The organism is Bacillus sp. JH7 (assembly GCF_001563515.1).
GTDB classification, from domain to species: Bacteria; Bacillota; Bacilli; order Bacillales; family Bacillaceae_G; genus Bacillus_A; species Bacillus_A cereus.
In genome coordinates, this window is sequence record NZ_LPUS01000035.1 from 1 (window position 1) to 15944 (window position 15944).

Below are 15944 nucleotides of genomic sequence, written 5' to 3' on the forward strand. Positions count from 1 at the left end.
TGCCTTCATAGTTTGGTGATGATGGCAGAGAGGTCACACCCGTTCCCATACCGAACACGGAAGTTAAGCTCTCTAGCGCCGATGGTAGTTGGGACCTTGTCCCTGTGAGAGTAGGACGTCGCCAAGCAACTAAAAACACAAGTCATTTGACTTGTGTTTTTTTGTATTGTTAAAAAGAATGGGAAAGAAGTAATGGTAATACAAACACGTTGCCCAAGAGTTAATCATATTATATAAAAGATGGGTGTATATTTTTCTGTAAATTGTTAAGGATTAGAAGTATAAAATAGGTTCACTTAAATAGGGAGGGAAGGTTATGAAATTACAAAGTGAAGTTTGTATTGTTTGTGAGACGAAAAGAAAAGAAGGTATATATGTTTATAATAATTTAATATGCTATGAATGTGAAAAGGATATGGTGAATACAGAGACAGATGATCCGAAATATATACATTATTTAAAGCAGCTTCGAAAATTAGAAGTATCATATTTTTAAATAGGCATATGCCTATTATTTTTTTTGTTCTGTATAATAGATAGAGAATGAATAATAAGGAAGAGATGTAGATGAATCAAAATCGTATGCCTTTATATGAGGCGTTAATAGAGTTTAAAGAAAGAGGGCCGTTATCTTTTCATGTTCCAGGTCATAAGAATGGTTTAAACTTCCCTCAGGAGGCAATAAGAGAGTTTAAAGATATTCTATCTATTGATGTAACTGAGTTAGCAGGACTAGATGATTTGCATAGTCCGTTTGAATGTATAGATGAGGCACAACAATTATTGGCTGAAGTTTATAATACAAAGAGGAGCTATTTTTTAATTAATGGTTCAACAGTCGGGAACTTAGCAATGATTTTGTCTTGTTGCGGGGAACATGATATTGTTCTTGTACAAAGAAATTGCCATAAATCAATTATTAATGCTTTAAAACTTGCGGGAGCAAATCCCATTTTTTTAGATCCATGGATTGATGAAGCTTATAACGTACCGGTGGGAGTTCGTAACGAAATTATTAAGAAAGCAATTGAAAAGTATCCAAATGCGAAAGCGCTCATTTTAACGCATCCTAATTATTATGGTATGGGGATGGATCTAGAGGCAAGCATCGCTTTTGCACATGCACATAAAATACCTGTTTTGGTAGATGAGGCACATGGGGCACATCTGTGCTTGGGAGAACCATTCCCGAAGTCAGCATTAACATATGGTGCAGATATTGTAGTTCATTCTGCACATAAAACATTACCCGCAATGACAATGGGTTCCTATTTACATATAAATAGTCACTTAGTAGACGAAGAGAAGGTTACTACTTATTTAAGTATGCTACAATCTAGTAGTCCATCGTATCCAATTATGGCTTCCTTGGATATAGCACGCTTTACAATGGCGCGTATAAAAGAAGAAGGTCACAGTGAAATTGTTGAGTTCTTACGAAAATTTAAGGAACAATTACGTTCTATTCCTCAAATCGCCATTTTAGAATATCCGTTGCAAGATGAGTTAAAGGTCACCGTACAAACTCGTTGTCAGTTATCAGGGTACGAATTACAGTCTGTATTTGAAAAGGTCGGTATATATACAGAGATGGCTGATCCGTACAATGTCCTATTTATTTTACCCTTACAAGTAAATGGGGGATATATGAAGGTTATAGAGATGATCCGAGTAGCATTGCAACATTATGAGGTGAAAGACAAGAGGGAATCTATTCGTTATACTTATAAAGGTGAATTCTCTCTTTTACCGTATACGTATAAACAACTAGATGGATATGAAACAAAGATAGTATCTATAGAAGATGCTGTTGGAATGATAGCGGCGGAAATGGTGATTCCGTATCCACCTGGAATTCCATTGATTATGTATGGAGAGAGAATTACTTCAGAGCATAAAGAGCAAATTATGTATTTAGAGAGAGCAGGGGCTCGTTTTCAATGTAATACGAAATATATGAAAGTGTATGATATAGAAAGTAGGTTTTAGGATGAAGGGATTATTTGTAACAATTGAGGGCCCAGAAGGTTCAGGTAAAACAACGTTAATTAAAAGCTTATTGCCATATTTTGAAAAAAAAGCACAAAAGGTAATGGCGACAAGAGAACCAGGCGGTATTGCAATTTCTGAGGACATTAGGACGATTTTACATAAACAAGAATATACGATGATGGAAGCACGTACAGAAGCGCTTCTTTATGCTGCTGCGCGCAGACAACATTTAGTAGAAAAAGTTATGCCAGCACTTAATGAGAACTACCTCGTGTTATGTGATCGTTTTATAGATAGCTCTTTAGCATACCAAGGCTATGCAAGAGGATTGGGTATGGATAAGGTATTTGAAATAAATCGTTTCGCAACAGAGGACTGTATGCCTAGTTTAACAATTTATCTAGACATTGAGCCTGAGGTTGGTTTGGCTCGGATTGAAAAAGATGCAGGACGTGAAGTAAATCGACTAGATATGGAAGATATCTCTTTCCATAAACGTGTGCGCGAAGGGTATTTACAAGTTGTAGAACGTTTCTCGGATCGTATTGTATTGGTAAATGCTGATCAGCCGATGGAAAAACTTATAGAAGAAGTTGTTCAGATTATAGAAGATAAATTGTTATAATAGAAGGAAAGAATGAAATAAGTGAGGTATGCATTATGACGAAGACGTGGGAGCAGCTTTCTGCTATACAACCCATCGGTGTAAAAATGTTGATGAATAGCATTGCAAAAGAGCGTATATCCCACGCTTACTTGTTAGAGGGAGGGAAAGGGACAGGAAAGTTTGCGACAGCAATTCAAATGGCAAAGAGTTTCCTCTGTTCTGAGCGAAATGGGGTAGAGCCCTGCCATGTATGTACAAACTGTAAGCGAATTGATTCAGGTAACCACCCTAACTTACATATTGTAAAACCAGACGGATTATCTATTAAAAAGCAGCAAATTCATGATTTACAAGAAGAGTTTTCAAAAACAGGATTAGAGGCAAATAAAAAATTATATATTATTGAGCACGCAGATCGTATGACAGCAAATGCGGCAAATACACTTTTGAAATTTTTAGAAGAACCAAGTAGTGATACAACTGCTATTTTACTTACTGAACAAAGTCATCAAATTTTAAATACGATTTTATCTCGTTGCCAAGTTGTTACGTTTAGACCGTTACCTACGGAATCTTTAATTAGAAGATTACAGGATGAAGGGATTACAGCATCTTTATCGACACTTGCTGCTCAACTTACAAATAGTTTTGATGAAGCTTTAGCTTTATGTAGTGATGAATGGTTTGCACAAGCACGAGCTTTAGTGATAAAATTATGTGAAGCGCTCGAAAAAGATAAAACCTCTATTTTTTTTGTACAAGAAAAATGGGGAAAACACTTTGGAGAGAAAGAACAATTACAGCAAGGTTTAGATATGTTACTCCTTATTTATAAGGATTTATTATATGTTCAACTTGGAGAAGAAGATCGTCTTGTTTTTCATGATCAGAAAGAGATGTTTGAATCGTTTTCCTATGCTCAGAAGCGCATTGTATCAGCTCTCTTTAATATATTAGAGGCAAAAAATAGAATCAACGCTAATGTAAATGCGCAGCTTGTGTTCGAACAGTTAGTGTTGCGGTTGCAGGAGGGATGACCGTTTTGTATGATGTAGTAGGTGTTCGCTTTAAGAAGGCCGGAAAGGTATATTACTTTGATCCAAATCAGTTCGATATCTCTGAAAATGAGTTTGTCATTGTAGAAACGGTAAGAGGTATTGAATACGGAAAAGTAGTTATTACCAAAAAACAAGTTGATGAAAACGACGTTGTATTACCGCTAAAAAAGGTTATTCGTATTGCAAATGAAAATGATCGTACCATTGTTGAAGAGAACAAACATGCTGCCAAAGAAGCATATCAAGTCTGTCAACAAAAGGTAGTAGAGCATAATCTTGATATGAAACTTGTAGATGTAGAGTATACATTCGATCGTAATAAGATTATTTTCTATTTTACTGCGGATGGTCGGATCGATTTCCGCGAACTAGTGAAGGACTTAGCCGCAATTTTTAGAACAAGAATTGAACTAAGACAAATTGGTGTTCGTGATGAAGCGAAGATGCTAGGTGGTATTGGTCCATGTGGTCGTATGCTTTGTTGTTCTACTTTTTTAGGGGATTTTGAACCTGTATCCATTAAAATGGCAAAGGATCAAAATTTATCATTAAATCCTGCAAAAATCTCTGGTTTATGTGGTCGCTTAATGTGTTGCTTAAAATATGAGAATGATGAATATGAGGCAGCAAAGGAACAACTTCCTGATTTAGATCAACGTATACAAACCCCGCATGGTACTGGCCGTGTTATCGGATTAAATATTTTAGAAAGATTAATTCAAGTGGAACTAGTAGACAAGGAACGGATAGTAGAATATACGTTAGATGAGTTAGTGAATAAAGGGGTCGTTTCGAGTCAAACCACAGATTAATGAGGTGGGTGCTTGTGGAGAAAAAAGATATTTTTGAATCGGTTTCTAGTATGGAAGAGCAAATTGGACATTTATATAAACAGTTGGGAGAGTTAAAACAGCATCTTGCAGAGTTGTTGGAAGAAAACCAGCATATAAAAATGGAAAATAACAATTTGCGACACCGTTTTGAAGAAGTGCAGAATAAAGAAAAACAAAAAACTCAAAAACGTAAAGAAGTGAAGCCGAAAACAGATATTGGTGAAGGCTATGACAATTTAGCGAGACTGTATCAAGAAGGTTTTCATATTTGCAATCTACATTATGGAAGTGTACGTAAAGAGGGAGATTGTTTATTCTGTCTGTCATTCTTAAATAAAAAGTGAAATTACCTTTCCAATTATAATTGGAAAGGTAATTTTTTATACATGAAATAGGGTAGGTTAAGGGTAAGAAAAGGAGCAGTATATGAATTTATATGAAGATGAACGTTTAGATTACTTATTAGCACAAGACATGAAGATTATACAAAGCCCATCAGTATTTAATTTTTCTTTAGATGCCGTTTTACTTGCAGATTTTGCATGGGTACCAATTCAAAAGGGGAATTTACTTGATTTGTGTACAGGTAACGCGGTTGTTCCCCTTCTATTAAGTACAAGAACAAAAGGAAATATTACTGGGGTGGAAATTCAAGAACGCTTATATGATATGGGAGTAAGAAGTGTTCAATACAATGGGTTGGAGGAAAGAATTCACCTCATACATGGAGATTTGAAAGATATGCCAGAGAAACTTGGGCGTCATCAATATGATGTTGTTACATGTAATCCACCATATTTTCAAACACCTCAAACTTCAGAGAAAAATATGAATGAACATTTAGCGATAGCTCGTCATGAAATTATGTGTACATTAGAAGATGTTGTATCTGTAAGTAGTCAGTTAGTAAAACAAGGTGGGAAAGTAGCGTTTGTACATCGTCCAGGGCGATTACTAGACATTGTCACATTAATGCGTAAATATAAAATTGAACCAAAGCGTGTGCAATTTGTTTATCCTAAGGTTGGAAAAGAAGCAAATACATTGTTAATTGAAGGAATTAAGGATGGAAATGCAGATTTGAAAATTTTACCGCCTCTCGTTGTATATGAGAACAATAACGAATATACAAAGGAGCTACGTTCGATTTTATATGGAGAAGAATAAGCACTTTTTTTATGTGGTAGAGTGCTCTGATGGAAGTTATTATGCTGGATATACAAACCATATAGAAAAGAGAATTCAGACTCATAATAGCGGCAAAGGGGCTAAGTATACACGCGTCAGGCTTCCTGTTGTTTTAAAATATGTAGAGACCCACGATGATAAGCGTACAGCTATGCAAGCGGAGTATTACTTTAAGCAATTAACGAGAAAACAAAAAGAGGCATATATGCAAAAAGGAGAACGCTATGTGGCAACAAAAAAGCTTTCAACAAAATGAAAAGGGAGTTTTATATTTAGTACCAACTCCTATTGGAAATCTAGAAGATATGACATTTCGTGCAATCCGAATTTTAAAAGAAGTGGATTTAATTGCTGCTGAAGATACGAGACAAACGAAAAAACTTTGTAATTATTTTGAAATTGAAACACCTGTTACGAGTTATCATGAGCACAATAAAGAAGTAAGTGGGAAGAAACTATTAGAGAAATTAGAGGATGGAAAGAATGTAGCACTTGTTAGCGACGCTGGTATGCCGTGTATTTCTGATCCAGGTTACGATATTGTCGTTGAGGCAGTAGCTGAGCAATATCATGTAATTCCGCTTCCTGGAGCAAATGCAGCCCTTACAGCATTAATTGCATCCGGTCTTGAAACAAAGCAGTTTTATTTCTATGGTTTCTTGCAGAGAAACAAAAAGGAACGAAAGATGGAGTTAGAAAAGCTTCGTTATGTACAAACTACAATGATGTTTTATGAAGCGCCTCATCGTTTAGACGATACTTTAATTTCGATGCAGGAAGTGTTGGGAAATAGAGAGATTGTATTATGTCGAGAGTTAACTAAAAAATTTGAGGAATTTATTCGAGGGACAATCGAAGAAGCAATTGAGTGGACGAAGCAAAATGAAGTACGTGGTGAGTTTTGTATTTTAGTAGCTGGTTCAACAGAAGAACCTGCTCCAGAAGAACAATGGTGGGAATCTCTTTCGGTATATGACCATATTGAACATTATATAAATGAAAAAAGTATGAATTCAAAAGAAGCGATTAAAACAGTCGCTAAAGATCGAGATTTGTCGAAAAGAGATGTATATCAAATCTATCATGTCGATAAAAAATAAGCTTCTCATAATTGAGAAGCTTATTTTGCTGTTTCGATATAATCTTGAAGTTCGTTTAAGATTTGCTCAGCGCCTTCTTTGCTTAAGATGATTTTACCTTCAGCTAAAGAAAGGTTACCGTCAGATACTTCACCAGTTACTTGGCAAGTCATGTTTGGTTTATATTTCTTTAAGATGATTTTTTCGTCATCAACATAGATTTCAAGAGCGTCCTTTTCTGCAATACCTAAAGTACGGCGTAATTCGATTGGAATTACTACACGACCTAATTCATCAACTTTACGAACAATACCAGTAGATTTCATAATTTTTTTCCTCCTAAATAAATAGTTTATAAGTTTCGAGTCTATTTTTAGATTCGTCATTTTTCGACAAAATACCCTATGGACATATGATACCAATCATTTACATTTCCGTCAATTCTTAAATTCTATATTTTTTAAAAAGATTTATAGATTTCTTATTTCTTATATATAATAGATTGAGAGGAAATTCCACAATTATTTACATTATTTTCTGAAAAAATAATAAATTAAAAGTGAAGATTGTATATTTTTGTGAAATATGAGCAATAGATGATAAAGATATCGAGCATTAAGACCTAAATTTAAAATTAGGTTGGCGTAAAGAAGATAAGTTAGATTTGGGCTGCTCGTAAAAGCCCAATTAATGTGGGCTAATAATTAGTGGGGAGGAACAAAACCCTACTGATTAAAGTTTCACTTTATATATGAGTTTTTGATATACTGTTTATAAATACATATGAGGTTATTCGGGAGGTCCAAAACAATGACAGAGGAAAATAAGTCCTTTTATATTACTACCCCAATTTATTATCCAAGTGGAAAATTACACATTGGACATGCTTATACGACAGTAGCAGGAGATGCGATGGCACGATATAAGCGTATGCAAGGTTATAATGTGCATTATTTAACAGGAACTGATGAGCATGGACAGAAGATCCAAAAGAAAGCAGAAGAGTTAAATATTACGCCACAGGCATATGTTGATAACATTGTTGCAGGAATTAAAGAGCTTTGGGAGAAGATGGATATTTCTTATGATGATTTTATTCGTACAACTGAAGATCGTCATAAAGATGTTGTCGAAAAAATCTTTAAGCAATTAGTAGATCAAGGTGACATTTATCTTGATGAATATGAAGGTTGGTATTCTGTACAAGATGAGACGTTCTATACAGAGCATCAATTAGTAGATCCAATTATGGAAGGCGACAAAGTAGTTGGAGGAAAAAGCCCAGATAGTGGTCATGATGTAGAACTTGTTCGTGAAGAATCTTATTTCTTTAGAATGGGTAAATATGTCGACAGACTATTAAAGTTCTATGAAGATAATCCACATTTCATTCAGCCGGAGTCTCGTAAAAATGAAATGATTAATAATTTTATTAAACCAGGATTAGAAGATTTAGCGGTTTCTCGTACTTCATTTGACTGGGGAGTTCGTGTTCCTGGTAACCCAAAACATGTTATTTACGTATGGGTTGACGCATTATCTAACTATATTACAGCGTTAGGTTATGGAACAGCAAATGAAGAGAAATATAAAAAATTCTGGCCTGCAGATGTGCATTTAGTTGGGAAAGAAATTGTTCGTTTCCATACAATTTATTGGCCGATAATTTTAATGGCATTAGATTTACCTCTTCCGAAGAAAGTCTTTGCTCATGGCTGGATTTTAATGAAGGATGGAAAGATGAGTAAGTCAAAAGGAAACGTAGTAGATCCAGTTACATTAATCGATCGTTACGGATTAGATGCATTACGTTATTACCTACTTCGTGAAGTTCCATTTGGATCTGATGGTGTATTCACACCAGAAGGATTTGTGGAGCGTATTAATTTCGACTTAGCAAATGACTTAGGTAATTTATTAAATCGTACAGTAGCTATGATTGATAAGTATTTTAACGGAGAAATCCCTGCATTTAAAGAAAATGTGACGGAATTTGATGAAACGTTAGTAGCGTTTGCACAAGATACTTTGAAAAAAGTAGAAGAAGCAATGGAGAATATGGAGTTCTCTGTAGCGTTAGGATCTATTTGGCAACTAGTTAGTCGTACGAATAAATATATTGATGAAACACAACCATGGGTATTAGCAAAAGATGAGAATGATCGTGAAAAGTTAGCTTCTGTAATGGCTCATTTAGCAGAAGTACTTCGTCAAACAGGTATTATGCTTATGCCATTCTTAACAGTAGCACCAAGCAAGATGTTTGCTCAACTTGGCCTTACTGATGAAGCTCATAAATCTTGGGAAAGTCTATCTACAATTGGCTGCATTCCAGCTGGAACAAAAGTAGAAAAAGGAAACCCAATTTTCCCTCGTTTAGAAATGGAAGTGGAAGTAGAGTACATTAAAGAACAAATGAAAAGCTCTGCTCCTAAAGTAGAAGAGAAAAAAGAAGAAGAACCGAAGGCAGAAGAAATTACAATTGATGATTTCTTTAAAGTAGAATTACGCGTAGCTGAAGTACTATCTGCTGAACCTGTGAAAAAAGCAGACAAGTTGTTAAAAATTCAACTAGACTTAGGCACAGAAAAGCGTCAAGTTGTTTCTGGAATTGCAAAATTCTATTCGCCGGAAGACTTAAAAGGTAAAAAGGTTATTTGTGTAACAAACTTAAAACCTGTAAAATTACGTGGTGAATTATCGCAAGGTATGATTTTAGCGGGTGAAGAGAATGGCGTATTGTCATTAGCATCAATTGACCAAAATCTACCAAATGGTACAAAAATCAAGTAATTAAGACAAGAAAAGAGATGTTTCACGTGTAACATGTGTGAAGCGTCTTTTTTCTTTTTACACTCTCTATTTTGCATTAAGATTGTAGTATTGTTATCGTTAAGTTATTAAAGAACTTATTTTTGCAGAATAAACTTGATTTCAATATAAAAGGAGTTATGTATTATGTTGTTTGATACACATTCACATTTGAATGCAGAGCAATTCGAAGAAGATTTGCAAGAGGTTATTGCCCGAATGAAAGAAGCGGGAGTTACTTATACAGTTGTTGTTGGTTTTGATGAAGTAACGATAAAAAAGGCGATGGAATTAGCTGAAGCCTATGATTTTATTTACGCTGCGGTTGGCTGGCATCCAGTTGATGCAATCGACATGACAGAAGAACATTTAGCTTGGTTAGAAGAACTTGCTTCTCATCCTAAAGTCGTTGCACTTGGAGAAATGGGCTTAGATTATCACTGGGATAAGTCTCCAAAAGAAATACAGAAAGAAGTATTTCGTAAACAAATTGCATTAGCGAAAAAAGTAAATTTGCCGATTATTATACATAACCGCGATGCAACTCAAGATATTGTCGATATTCTAGAAGAAGAGAATGCAGCTGAAGTAGGAGGCATTATGCATTGCTTTAGCGGTAGCGTAGAAGTAGCAGAGCGATGTGTTGATATGAACTTTTTAATTTCATTAGGTGGACCAGTTACATTTAAAAACGCTAAGAAACCGAAAGAAGTTGCTACGGAGATTCCATTAGAGAAATTGTTAATAGAGACGGATTGTCCCTATTTAACGCCGCATCCATTTCGCGGGAAACGAAATGAACCGAGTTATGTAAAACTCGTAGCAGAAGAAATTGCGAATTTAAAAGGAATTTCTTATGAGGAAGTAGCAGAAATGACAACTAAAAATGCAAAAGTTTTATTTGGAGTTGAATAAAAAGAACGGGTGAAACCTGTTCTTTTTTATTTTGAGAAAAACTAGTAGAAGTAATCAAGAAAATAAATGTGAATGATGAAGTGTTACAATAAGGACAGAGAACAAAGATTTTTCTATTCTATTTTTTAAAATATAAGAATGGGGAAAATAATAATGGAAAAGTCGTCATTTTTTTGTTTTACTAAGTAGAGACGAAATGAGTGTGGAGGCAAGCATGAAAATAAAAGAGATTATCGTTGTAGAAGGTAAAGATGATACAGTTGCGATTAAGCGTGCTGTTGATGCGGATACAATTGAAACGAACGGTTCAGCAATCGGTGATCATGTTATTGAGCAAGTTAAATTAGCGCAGCAAAAAAGGGGCGTTATTATTTTCACAGATCCGGATTATCCTGGAGAGCGTATTCGAAAAATTATTTCTGACAAGGTTCCTGGCTGTAAGCATGCTTTTTTACCGAAGGAAGAAGCGCTTGCTAAAAGGAAAAAGGGTGTTGGGATTGAACATGCTTCTAATGAGTCGATTCGCCGTGCTCTAGAGAATATACATGAAGAAATGGAAGCTTACACAAGTGAAATTAGTTGGAGTGATTTAGTCGATGCAGGCTTAGTGGGCGGAGAAATGGCAAAGAGCCGCAGAGAAAGAATGGGTAAGCTATTAAAGATTGGTTATACAAATGCAAAACAGTTACATAAAAGATTACAGATGTTTCAAGTTTCAAAGGAATCATTTGCAGAAGCTTATAAGCAAGTAATACAGGAGGAAAAAAAATGAAGGATATCGCAACGCCAAATCGTACAAAAGACATTGTTGAAAAGTATGGATTTTCATTCAAAAAAAGTTTAGGACAAAACTTTTTAATTGATACAAATGTATTAAATCGTATTGTCGATCATGCAGAAATTGGTTCAGAAAGTGGTGCAATTGAAATTGGACCAGGTATTGGTGCATTAACAGAGCAATTAGCGAAGCGTGCTAAAAAAGTAGTGGCTTTTGAAATTGATCAAAGACTATTACCAATTTTAGATGAGACGTTAGCGCCATATGGTAATGTTACAGTTATTAATAAAGATGTACTAAAAGCAGATGTACATGAAGTATTTAATGAGCAATTTGAAGAAGGGCAAGATGTAATGGTAGTAGCTAACTTACCGTACTATATTACAACGCCAATTTTATTTAAATTGCTTGAAGAAAAGTTACCAGTTCGTGGATTTGTTGTTATGATGCAAAAAGAAGTTGGAGATCGTTTAGCTGCTAAACCTGGAACGAAAGAGTATGGTTCTTTATCGATTGCCATTCAGTACTATACAGAGGTTGAAACAGTTATGACTGTACCGCGTACAGTGTTTGTACCACAGCCAAACGTTGATTCTGCAATTATCCGCCTTCTAAAGCGTCCTAAACCGGTTGTAGAGGTGACAGATGAAACGTTTTTCTTTGAAGTAGTACGAGCAAGTTTCGCACAGCGCCGTAAAACTTTAATGAATAATTTATCAAATAATTTAAATGGTTTCCCGAAAGATAAGGAGTTATTGGATCGAATTTTAACAGAAGTAGGAATTGATCCAAAGCGAAGAGGCGAAACGCTATCTATTGAAGAGTTTGCAACATTAAGTAATGCATTAGTTCTTCATAAATTATCATAAGAATATGAAAGGGACAGTTCAAGTTGAACTGTCCCTTTTGTCACCTTTCTCTCTCTAAATTCATACTTTAAAAACAGGTAAGATGGCCTAATGAGTTTGGAGGTAGGAGAATGGTTTTACATGTTGGAGAATTAGTGGAACGATATTCTCATAAGAGGGATATTCTTTTTCGTATTATAGAAATAAAAGGCGAGATAGCTATATTGTTTGGAGAGGAAATTAGACTGGTGGCGGATGCGCCACTTGAAGATTTAATTAGTATAGATCAAAGAGAACATAAAAAAAGGGTGAAGCGTGAGAAAGAAACAATGGAGCGCACGTATCGTTTGTTTCAACAAGATTATGTACTGATGAAACAAAGGCATGAACATACTTCAACTGGTGGATACACAAGTGAGGTAAATTATTTTCAAATGCCGGGACGTGTATTGCATATAGATGGAGACCCTTTATATTTGCGCAAGTGCTTAGATTTATATAATAAAATTGGCGTTCCTGTTCAAGGTATTCATTGTAAAGAAACGGAGATGCATGAAAAAGTAGTAGACTTAATAGATCACTTTCGCCCAGACATTCTCGTTATTACAGGGCATGATGCATATACAAAATCAAAAGGAGTGAAGGGAGATTTAGCGGCATATAGGCATTCAAGGCATTTTGTACAGGCTGTTCGTGAAGTGCGAAAAAAATATCCATCATTGGATCAACTTGTTATTTTTGCTGGGGCATGTCAATCACATTTTGAGGCACTAATTCGTGCAGGGGCCAATTTCGCTAGTTCACCATCTAGAATTAATATTCATGCACTAGATCCTGTATATGTAGTTGGTAAAATTAGTTTTACTTCATTTATGGAGAGAGTCAATGTATGGGATGTCGTACGTAATACAATTACTGGTGAAAAGGGACTAGGTGGAATTGAAACGAGAGGGATTTTACGAACGGGATTACCTTTTCAACATTACGAAGAGTAAGCAGGGTACATATGTATCTTGCTTTTTTGTATGGAAGGATTTAAATGAATTTGGATAAAAAGAGGTAAGAACGTAAAGACTACGTAATGATACTTTTACAATATAGTATTTCTTCTATCTATTCAAACGCAGGATGATATTAGCTGTGAATCGCGGTTAATAATTAGGATAGATATTATCGTGCTTTAAGTGTTCAATCTAAATTACAGCGAGGTGTAGCGAAGTATATGTCAAAACGTTTAGATGAAATTAAAAGCGAATTAGATCACCATCTTGGACAGCGACTTATGTTAAAAGCAAATAGTGGAAGAAGAAAAACTGTGGAGCAATCAGGTGTACTAGCAGAAACATACCGTTCCGTTTTTGTTGTACAATTGGATCAACAAGAAGATGCGTTGCAACGTGTATCTTATAGTTATGCAGATGTTTTAACAGAGACAGTAGAGTTAACATTTTATGGAGACCCTCATAATGAGGTCATTTTATAATCCATATATCATTACATATATTCCCATAAATGAAAAGCTATATTATTTTGCATACTAACTATACCGTAGCAAAATAAGGAGGGACTCTGCATTGAGTAGACGAAGAGGTGTCATGTCAAACCAATTTAAAGAAGAGCTAGCAAAAGAGCTTGGCTTTTATGATGTTGTTCAGAAAGAAGGATGGGGCGGAATTCGTGCGAAAGATGCTGGTAACATGGTGAAACGTGCTATAGAAATTGCAGAACAGCAATTAATGAAACGAAACCAGTAGTTGTAAGATACTTTCTATGCTACGGTAGCCGAGGAGACATTCCTCGGCTTTTTGTACTCTAAAAGGTGCCATCATTTTACATAAGTAGTTTCATTCTGAATGCTTTTCGTTATAATTAGGGAAGTGTCATCGTCTTACTATAAATTTATGGTAAAATAAACGATAAAAGATTGAGTACATAGAGTGGGTGAATAGATTGAAGCTACTAGTGAAAGCACCAGCAAAGATTAATCTGTCGTTAGATGTACTGGGAAAAAGACAAGACGGATATCATGAAGTGAAAATGATTATGACAACCATTGATTTAGCAGATCGTCTAGAACTAACGGAATTAGCAGAAGACCGTATTGAAATTTTATCCCATAATCGGTATGTCCCAGACGACCAACGAAATTTAGCTTATCAGGCAGCGAAATTATTAAAAGAGAAGTTTAATGTAAAAAAAGGTGTATCTATTACTATTGAAAAAACGATTCCAGTAGCAGCTGGATTAGCAGGTGGAAGTAGTGATGCAGCAGCGACATTACGTGGTCTTAATAAATTATGGAATTTAGGGCTTACAATTGATGAGTTAGCAGAGCTTGGTGCAGAAATTGGATCAGATGTATCGTTCTGTGTATACGGAGGCACAGCAATTGCCACTGGAAGAGGAGAGAAAATTGAACATATAAAGACTCCGCCTTCTTGTTGGGTTATTTTAGCGAAACCACATATAGGTGTATCTACTGCTGATGTGTATGGAAATTTAAAGTTAAATCGAGTTACACATCCAAATGTAGATAAAATGGTTGATGTCATAAATTCTGGTGATTATAAAGGAATTTGTGATACTGTTGGTAACGTTTTAGAAGATGTAACATTTGGAATGCATCCTGAAGTTGCCCGTATTAAATCACAGATGAAGCGATTTGGAGCGGATGCTGTATTAATGAGTGGAAGTGGTCCAACTGTATTTGGACTTGTACACCATGATTCACGAATGCATCGCATTTATAACGGATTAAAAGGATTTTGTGAACAAGTCTATGCGGTACGTTTATTAGGAGAGCGAGAAACGCTTGAATAAAGACGTATAATACGTTATGATTTGTTTAGAATATTCGTGATTTGAGGTGAGAGTATGAAAATTAGAAGAAGTACAAGATTAGTCGATATGACTTATTACTTGCTACAAAACCCTCGTCAGCTAGTATCTCTCACTTTTTTTGCTGAAAGGTATCAATCGGCTAAGTCTTCCATTAGTGAAGATTTAGTTATTATTAAGCAAACGTTTGAACAACAAGGGGTCGGCACATTGCAAACGATACCAGGAGCAGCAGGAGGAGTGAAATATATACCGTATATAAGTGAAGAAGAGGCAGATCTAATTATTGATGAGCTTTGTGGCTTATTTGAAAACCCAGATCGTATTTTGCCTGGCGGTTACTTATACATGACAGATTTATTGAGTAATCCTCGCCATATTAATGGCGCAGGTCGTTTGTTTGCTTCTGTTTTTGCTAGGCAACCAATTGATGCAGTTATGACGGTGGCAACGAAGGGGATTCCACTTGCTTATGCAGTGGCAAATTACTTAGATGTACCAGTTGTAATTGCAAGGAAAGATAATAAGGTAACAGAAGGTCCGACTGTTAGTATTAACTATGTGTCGGGTTCTTCTAAACGAATTCAAACAATGACGTTAGCAAAACGCAGTCTTCCAGAAGGGTCGAATGTTTTAATTATTGATGACTTCATGAAAGCTGGCGGAACAATTCAAGGTATGATGAGTATGCTAGAAGAATTCAAGGCTAATGTTGTTGGTATCGGTGTATTAGTAGAATCTACAGATATTGAAGAACGACTAATTAATAATTTTGTATCATTAATTCGTCTATCGGAAGTTGATGTGAAAGAAAAAACGATTCAAGTGGAAAAAGGGAATTATTCTCTTGCACCATTTGATGAAGGGCTTGTAGAGGCGGAATAAAAGATAGAGCAGATAGCTCTATCTTTTTTATTTTATTTATAGATTATAAAATAGATGGACAAACTGCCTTTCGTACACTATTTTTAAAGAGTAAAATAAATAATAAAAGGGT

The 15944-nt window shown here is 35.4% G+C and carries 19 protein-coding genes and 1 rRNA gene; 19 read left to right on the top strand and 1 reads right to left on the bottom strand.

Going from position 1 to position 15944, the window contains the following annotated elements; translation table 11 throughout:
• Nucleotides 1-11: 11 nt before the first annotated feature.
• The 10 genes from rrf (at nucleotide 12) to rsmI (ending at nucleotide 6778) form a co-directional block, all read left to right on the top strand.
• A 5S ribosomal RNA gene (rrf, locus tag AU379_RS27860) occupies nucleotides 12-127 on the top strand.
• 189 nt (nucleotides 128-316) lie between these two features.
• The gene (locus tag AU379_RS27865; RefSeq protein ID WP_000776279.1) at nucleotides 317-496 is read left to right on the top strand and encodes a sigma factor G inhibitor Gin; all 180 of its coding nucleotides are present in this window, start codon (nucleotides 317-319) and stop codon (nucleotides 494-496) included.
• 71 nt (nucleotides 497-567) lie between these two features.
• Nucleotides 568-1989 (top strand): aminotransferase class I/II-fold pyridoxal phosphate-dependent enzyme, encoded by a 1422-nt coding sequence (locus AU379_RS27870; RefSeq protein WP_001075294.1) that lies wholly within the window; start codon nucleotides 568-570, stop codon nucleotides 1987-1989.
• A 1-nt stretch (nucleotide 1990) separates the two neighbouring features.
• Entirely contained in the window at nucleotides 1991-2617 is a 627-nt protein-coding gene (tmk, locus tag AU379_RS27875; RefSeq protein ID WP_000677214.1) for a dTMP kinase, read from the top strand.
• A 35-nt stretch (nucleotides 2618-2652) separates the two neighbouring features.
• Nucleotides 2653-3636 (top strand): DNA polymerase III subunit delta', encoded by a 984-nt coding sequence (gene holB, locus AU379_RS27880; protein ID WP_000169563.1) that lies wholly within the window; start codon nucleotides 2653-2655, stop codon nucleotides 3634-3636.
• A gap of 5 nt (nucleotides 3637-3641) precedes the next feature.
• Nucleotides 3642-4469: a stage 0 sporulation family protein gene (locus tag AU379_RS27885; RefSeq protein ID WP_000272429.1), complete on the top strand. Its 828-nt coding sequence runs from the start codon at nucleotides 3642-3644 to the stop codon at nucleotides 4467-4469.
• A gap of 14 nt (nucleotides 4470-4483) precedes the next feature.
• Entirely contained in the window at nucleotides 4484-4834 is a 351-nt protein-coding gene (gene yabA / locus AU379_RS27890; RefSeq protein ID WP_000412063.1) for a DNA replication initiation control protein YabA, read from the top strand.
• Nucleotides 4835-4916: 82 nt separating this feature from the next.
• Complete coding sequence (locus AU379_RS27895; protein WP_001055367.1) at nucleotides 4917-5657, top strand: tRNA1(Val) (adenine(37)-N6)-methyltransferase; 741 nt, start codon at nucleotides 4917-4919, stop codon at nucleotides 5655-5657.
• Nucleotides 5644-5934 carry a GIY-YIG nuclease family protein gene (locus tag AU379_RS27900; RefSeq protein ID WP_000414350.1) on the top strand — a complete coding sequence of 97 codons (291 nt, stop codon included), beginning with the start codon at nucleotides 5644-5646 and terminating at the stop codon, nucleotides 5932-5934. Before AU379_RS27895 ends, AU379_RS27900 begins: the two co-directional genes overlap by 14 nt.
• Nucleotides 5903-6778 carry a 16S rRNA (cytidine(1402)-2'-O)-methyltransferase gene (rsmI, locus tag AU379_RS27905; RefSeq protein WP_000267820.1) on the top strand — a complete coding sequence of 292 codons (876 nt, stop codon included), beginning with the start codon at nucleotides 5903-5905 and terminating at the stop codon, nucleotides 6776-6778. The genes AU379_RS27900 and rsmI overlap by 32 nt, the downstream gene beginning before the upstream one ends.
• A 20-nt stretch (nucleotides 6779-6798) precedes the next feature.
• On the opposite strand, the gene AU379_RS27910 is transcribed toward rsmI, so the two are convergent.
• Nucleotides 6799-7083, bottom strand: coding sequence for an AbrB/MazE/SpoVT family DNA-binding domain-containing protein (locus tag AU379_RS27910; protein WP_000843036.1), 285 nt, complete (start codon nucleotides 7081-7083; stop codon nucleotides 6799-6801).
• A gap of 457 nt (nucleotides 7084-7540) precedes the next feature.
• Between AU379_RS27910 and metG the strand changes: the two genes are divergently transcribed.
• From metG to purR, 9 genes are all read left to right on the top strand, one after another.
• Nucleotides 7541-9550 (top strand): methionine--tRNA ligase, encoded by a 2010-nt coding sequence (gene metG / locus AU379_RS27915; RefSeq protein ID WP_071699964.1) that lies wholly within the window; start codon nucleotides 7541-7543, stop codon nucleotides 9548-9550.
• A gap of 165 nt (nucleotides 9551-9715) precedes the next feature.
• On the top strand, nucleotides 9716-10483 hold the full coding sequence (locus AU379_RS27920; RefSeq protein ID WP_000895843.1) for a TatD family hydrolase: 768 nt from the start codon (nucleotides 9716-9718) through the stop codon (nucleotides 10481-10483).
• 214 nt (nucleotides 10484-10697) lie between these two features.
• Nucleotides 10698-11255: a ribonuclease M5 gene (rnmV, locus tag AU379_RS27925; protein WP_000692835.1), complete on the top strand. Its 558-nt coding sequence runs from the start codon at nucleotides 10698-10700 to the stop codon at nucleotides 11253-11255.
• Nucleotides 11252-12130 (top strand): 16S rRNA (adenine(1518)-N(6)/adenine(1519)-N(6))-dimethyltransferase RsmA, encoded by an 879-nt coding sequence (gene rsmA, locus AU379_RS27930; protein WP_000651548.1) that lies wholly within the window; start codon nucleotides 11252-11254, stop codon nucleotides 12128-12130. The genes rnmV and rsmA overlap by 4 nt, the downstream gene beginning before the upstream one ends.
• A gap of 110 nt (nucleotides 12131-12240) precedes the next feature.
• On the top strand, nucleotides 12241-13104 hold the full coding sequence (gene yabG / locus AU379_RS27935; RefSeq protein ID WP_000242868.1) for a sporulation peptidase YabG: 864 nt from the start codon (nucleotides 12241-12243) through the stop codon (nucleotides 13102-13104).
• Nucleotides 13105-13331: 227 nt separating this feature from the next.
• Nucleotides 13332-13592 carry a Veg family protein gene (locus tag AU379_RS27940; protein WP_000044347.1) on the top strand — a complete coding sequence of 87 codons (261 nt, stop codon included), beginning with the start codon at nucleotides 13332-13334 and terminating at the stop codon, nucleotides 13590-13592.
• Nucleotides 13593-13704: 112 nt separating this feature from the next.
• Nucleotides 13705-13863, top strand: coding sequence for a small, acid-soluble spore protein, alpha/beta type (locus AU379_RS27945; protein ID WP_000070633.1), 159 nt, complete (start codon nucleotides 13705-13707; stop codon nucleotides 13861-13863).
• A gap of 196 nt (nucleotides 13864-14059) precedes the next feature.
• Entirely contained in the window at nucleotides 14060-14929 is an 870-nt protein-coding gene (gene ispE / locus AU379_RS27950) for a 4-(cytidine 5'-diphospho)-2-C-methyl-D-erythritol kinase (protein WP_000772104.1), read from the top strand.
• Nucleotides 14930-14983: 54 nt separating this feature from the next.
• A complete protein-coding gene (gene purR / locus AU379_RS27955) occupies nucleotides 14984-15832 on the top strand; it encodes a pur operon repressor (protein ID WP_000702466.1) in 849 nt (282 codons plus the stop codon).
• Nucleotides 15833-15944 lie beyond the last annotated feature (112 nt).

Bases quoted from the DNA above. Each gene is read 5' to 3' on its own strand.
- rsmA (WP_000651548.1), top strand. From the start codon at position 11,252: ATGAAGGATATCGCAACGCCAAATCGTACAAAAGACATTGTTGAAAAG.
- AU379_RS27895 (WP_001055367.1), top strand. From the start codon at position 4,917: ATGAATTTATATGAAGATGAACGTTTAGATTACTTATTAGCACAAGAC.
- AU379_RS27920 (WP_000895843.1), top strand. From the start codon at position 9,716: ATGTTGTTTGATACACATTCACATTTGAATGCAGAGCAATTCGAAGAA.
- AU379_RS27910 (WP_000843036.1), bottom strand. From the start codon at position 7,083: ATGAAATCTACTGGTATTGTTCGTAAAGTTGATGAATTAGGTCGTGTA.
- AU379_RS27870 (WP_001075294.1), top strand. From the start codon at position 568: ATGAATCAAAATCGTATGCCTTTATATGAGGCGTTAATAGAGTTTAAA.
- metG (WP_071699964.1), top strand. From the start codon at position 7,541: ATGAGGTTATTCGGGAGGTCCAAAACAATGACAGAGGAAAATAAGTCC.
- AU379_RS27865 (WP_000776279.1), top strand. From the start codon at position 317: ATGAAATTACAAAGTGAAGTTTGTATTGTTTGTGAGACGAAAAGAAAA.
- rsmI (WP_000267820.1), top strand. From the start codon at position 5,903: ATGTGGCAACAAAAAAGCTTTCAACAAAATGAAAAGGGAGTTTTATAT.
- holB (WP_000169563.1), top strand. From the start codon at position 2,653: ATGACGAAGACGTGGGAGCAGCTTTCTGCTATACAACCCATCGGTGTA.
- AU379_RS27940 (WP_000044347.1), top strand. From the start codon at position 13,332: ATGTCAAAACGTTTAGATGAAATTAAAAGCGAATTAGATCACCATCTT.
- tmk (WP_000677214.1), top strand. From the start codon at position 1,991: ATGAAGGGATTATTTGTAACAATTGAGGGCCCAGAAGGTTCAGGTAAA.
- AU379_RS27945 (WP_000070633.1), top strand. From the start codon at position 13,705: ATGTCAAACCAATTTAAAGAAGAGCTAGCAAAAGAGCTTGGCTTTTAT.
- rnmV (WP_000692835.1), top strand. From the start codon at position 10,698: ATGAAAATAAAAGAGATTATCGTTGTAGAAGGTAAAGATGATACAGTT.
- AU379_RS27900 (WP_000414350.1), top strand. From the start codon at position 5,644: ATGGAGAAGAATAAGCACTTTTTTTATGTGGTAGAGTGCTCTGATGGA.
- yabG (WP_000242868.1), top strand. From the start codon at position 12,241: ATGGTTTTACATGTTGGAGAATTAGTGGAACGATATTCTCATAAGAGG.
- purR (WP_000702466.1), top strand. From the start codon at position 14,984: ATGAAAATTAGAAGAAGTACAAGATTAGTCGATATGACTTATTACTTG.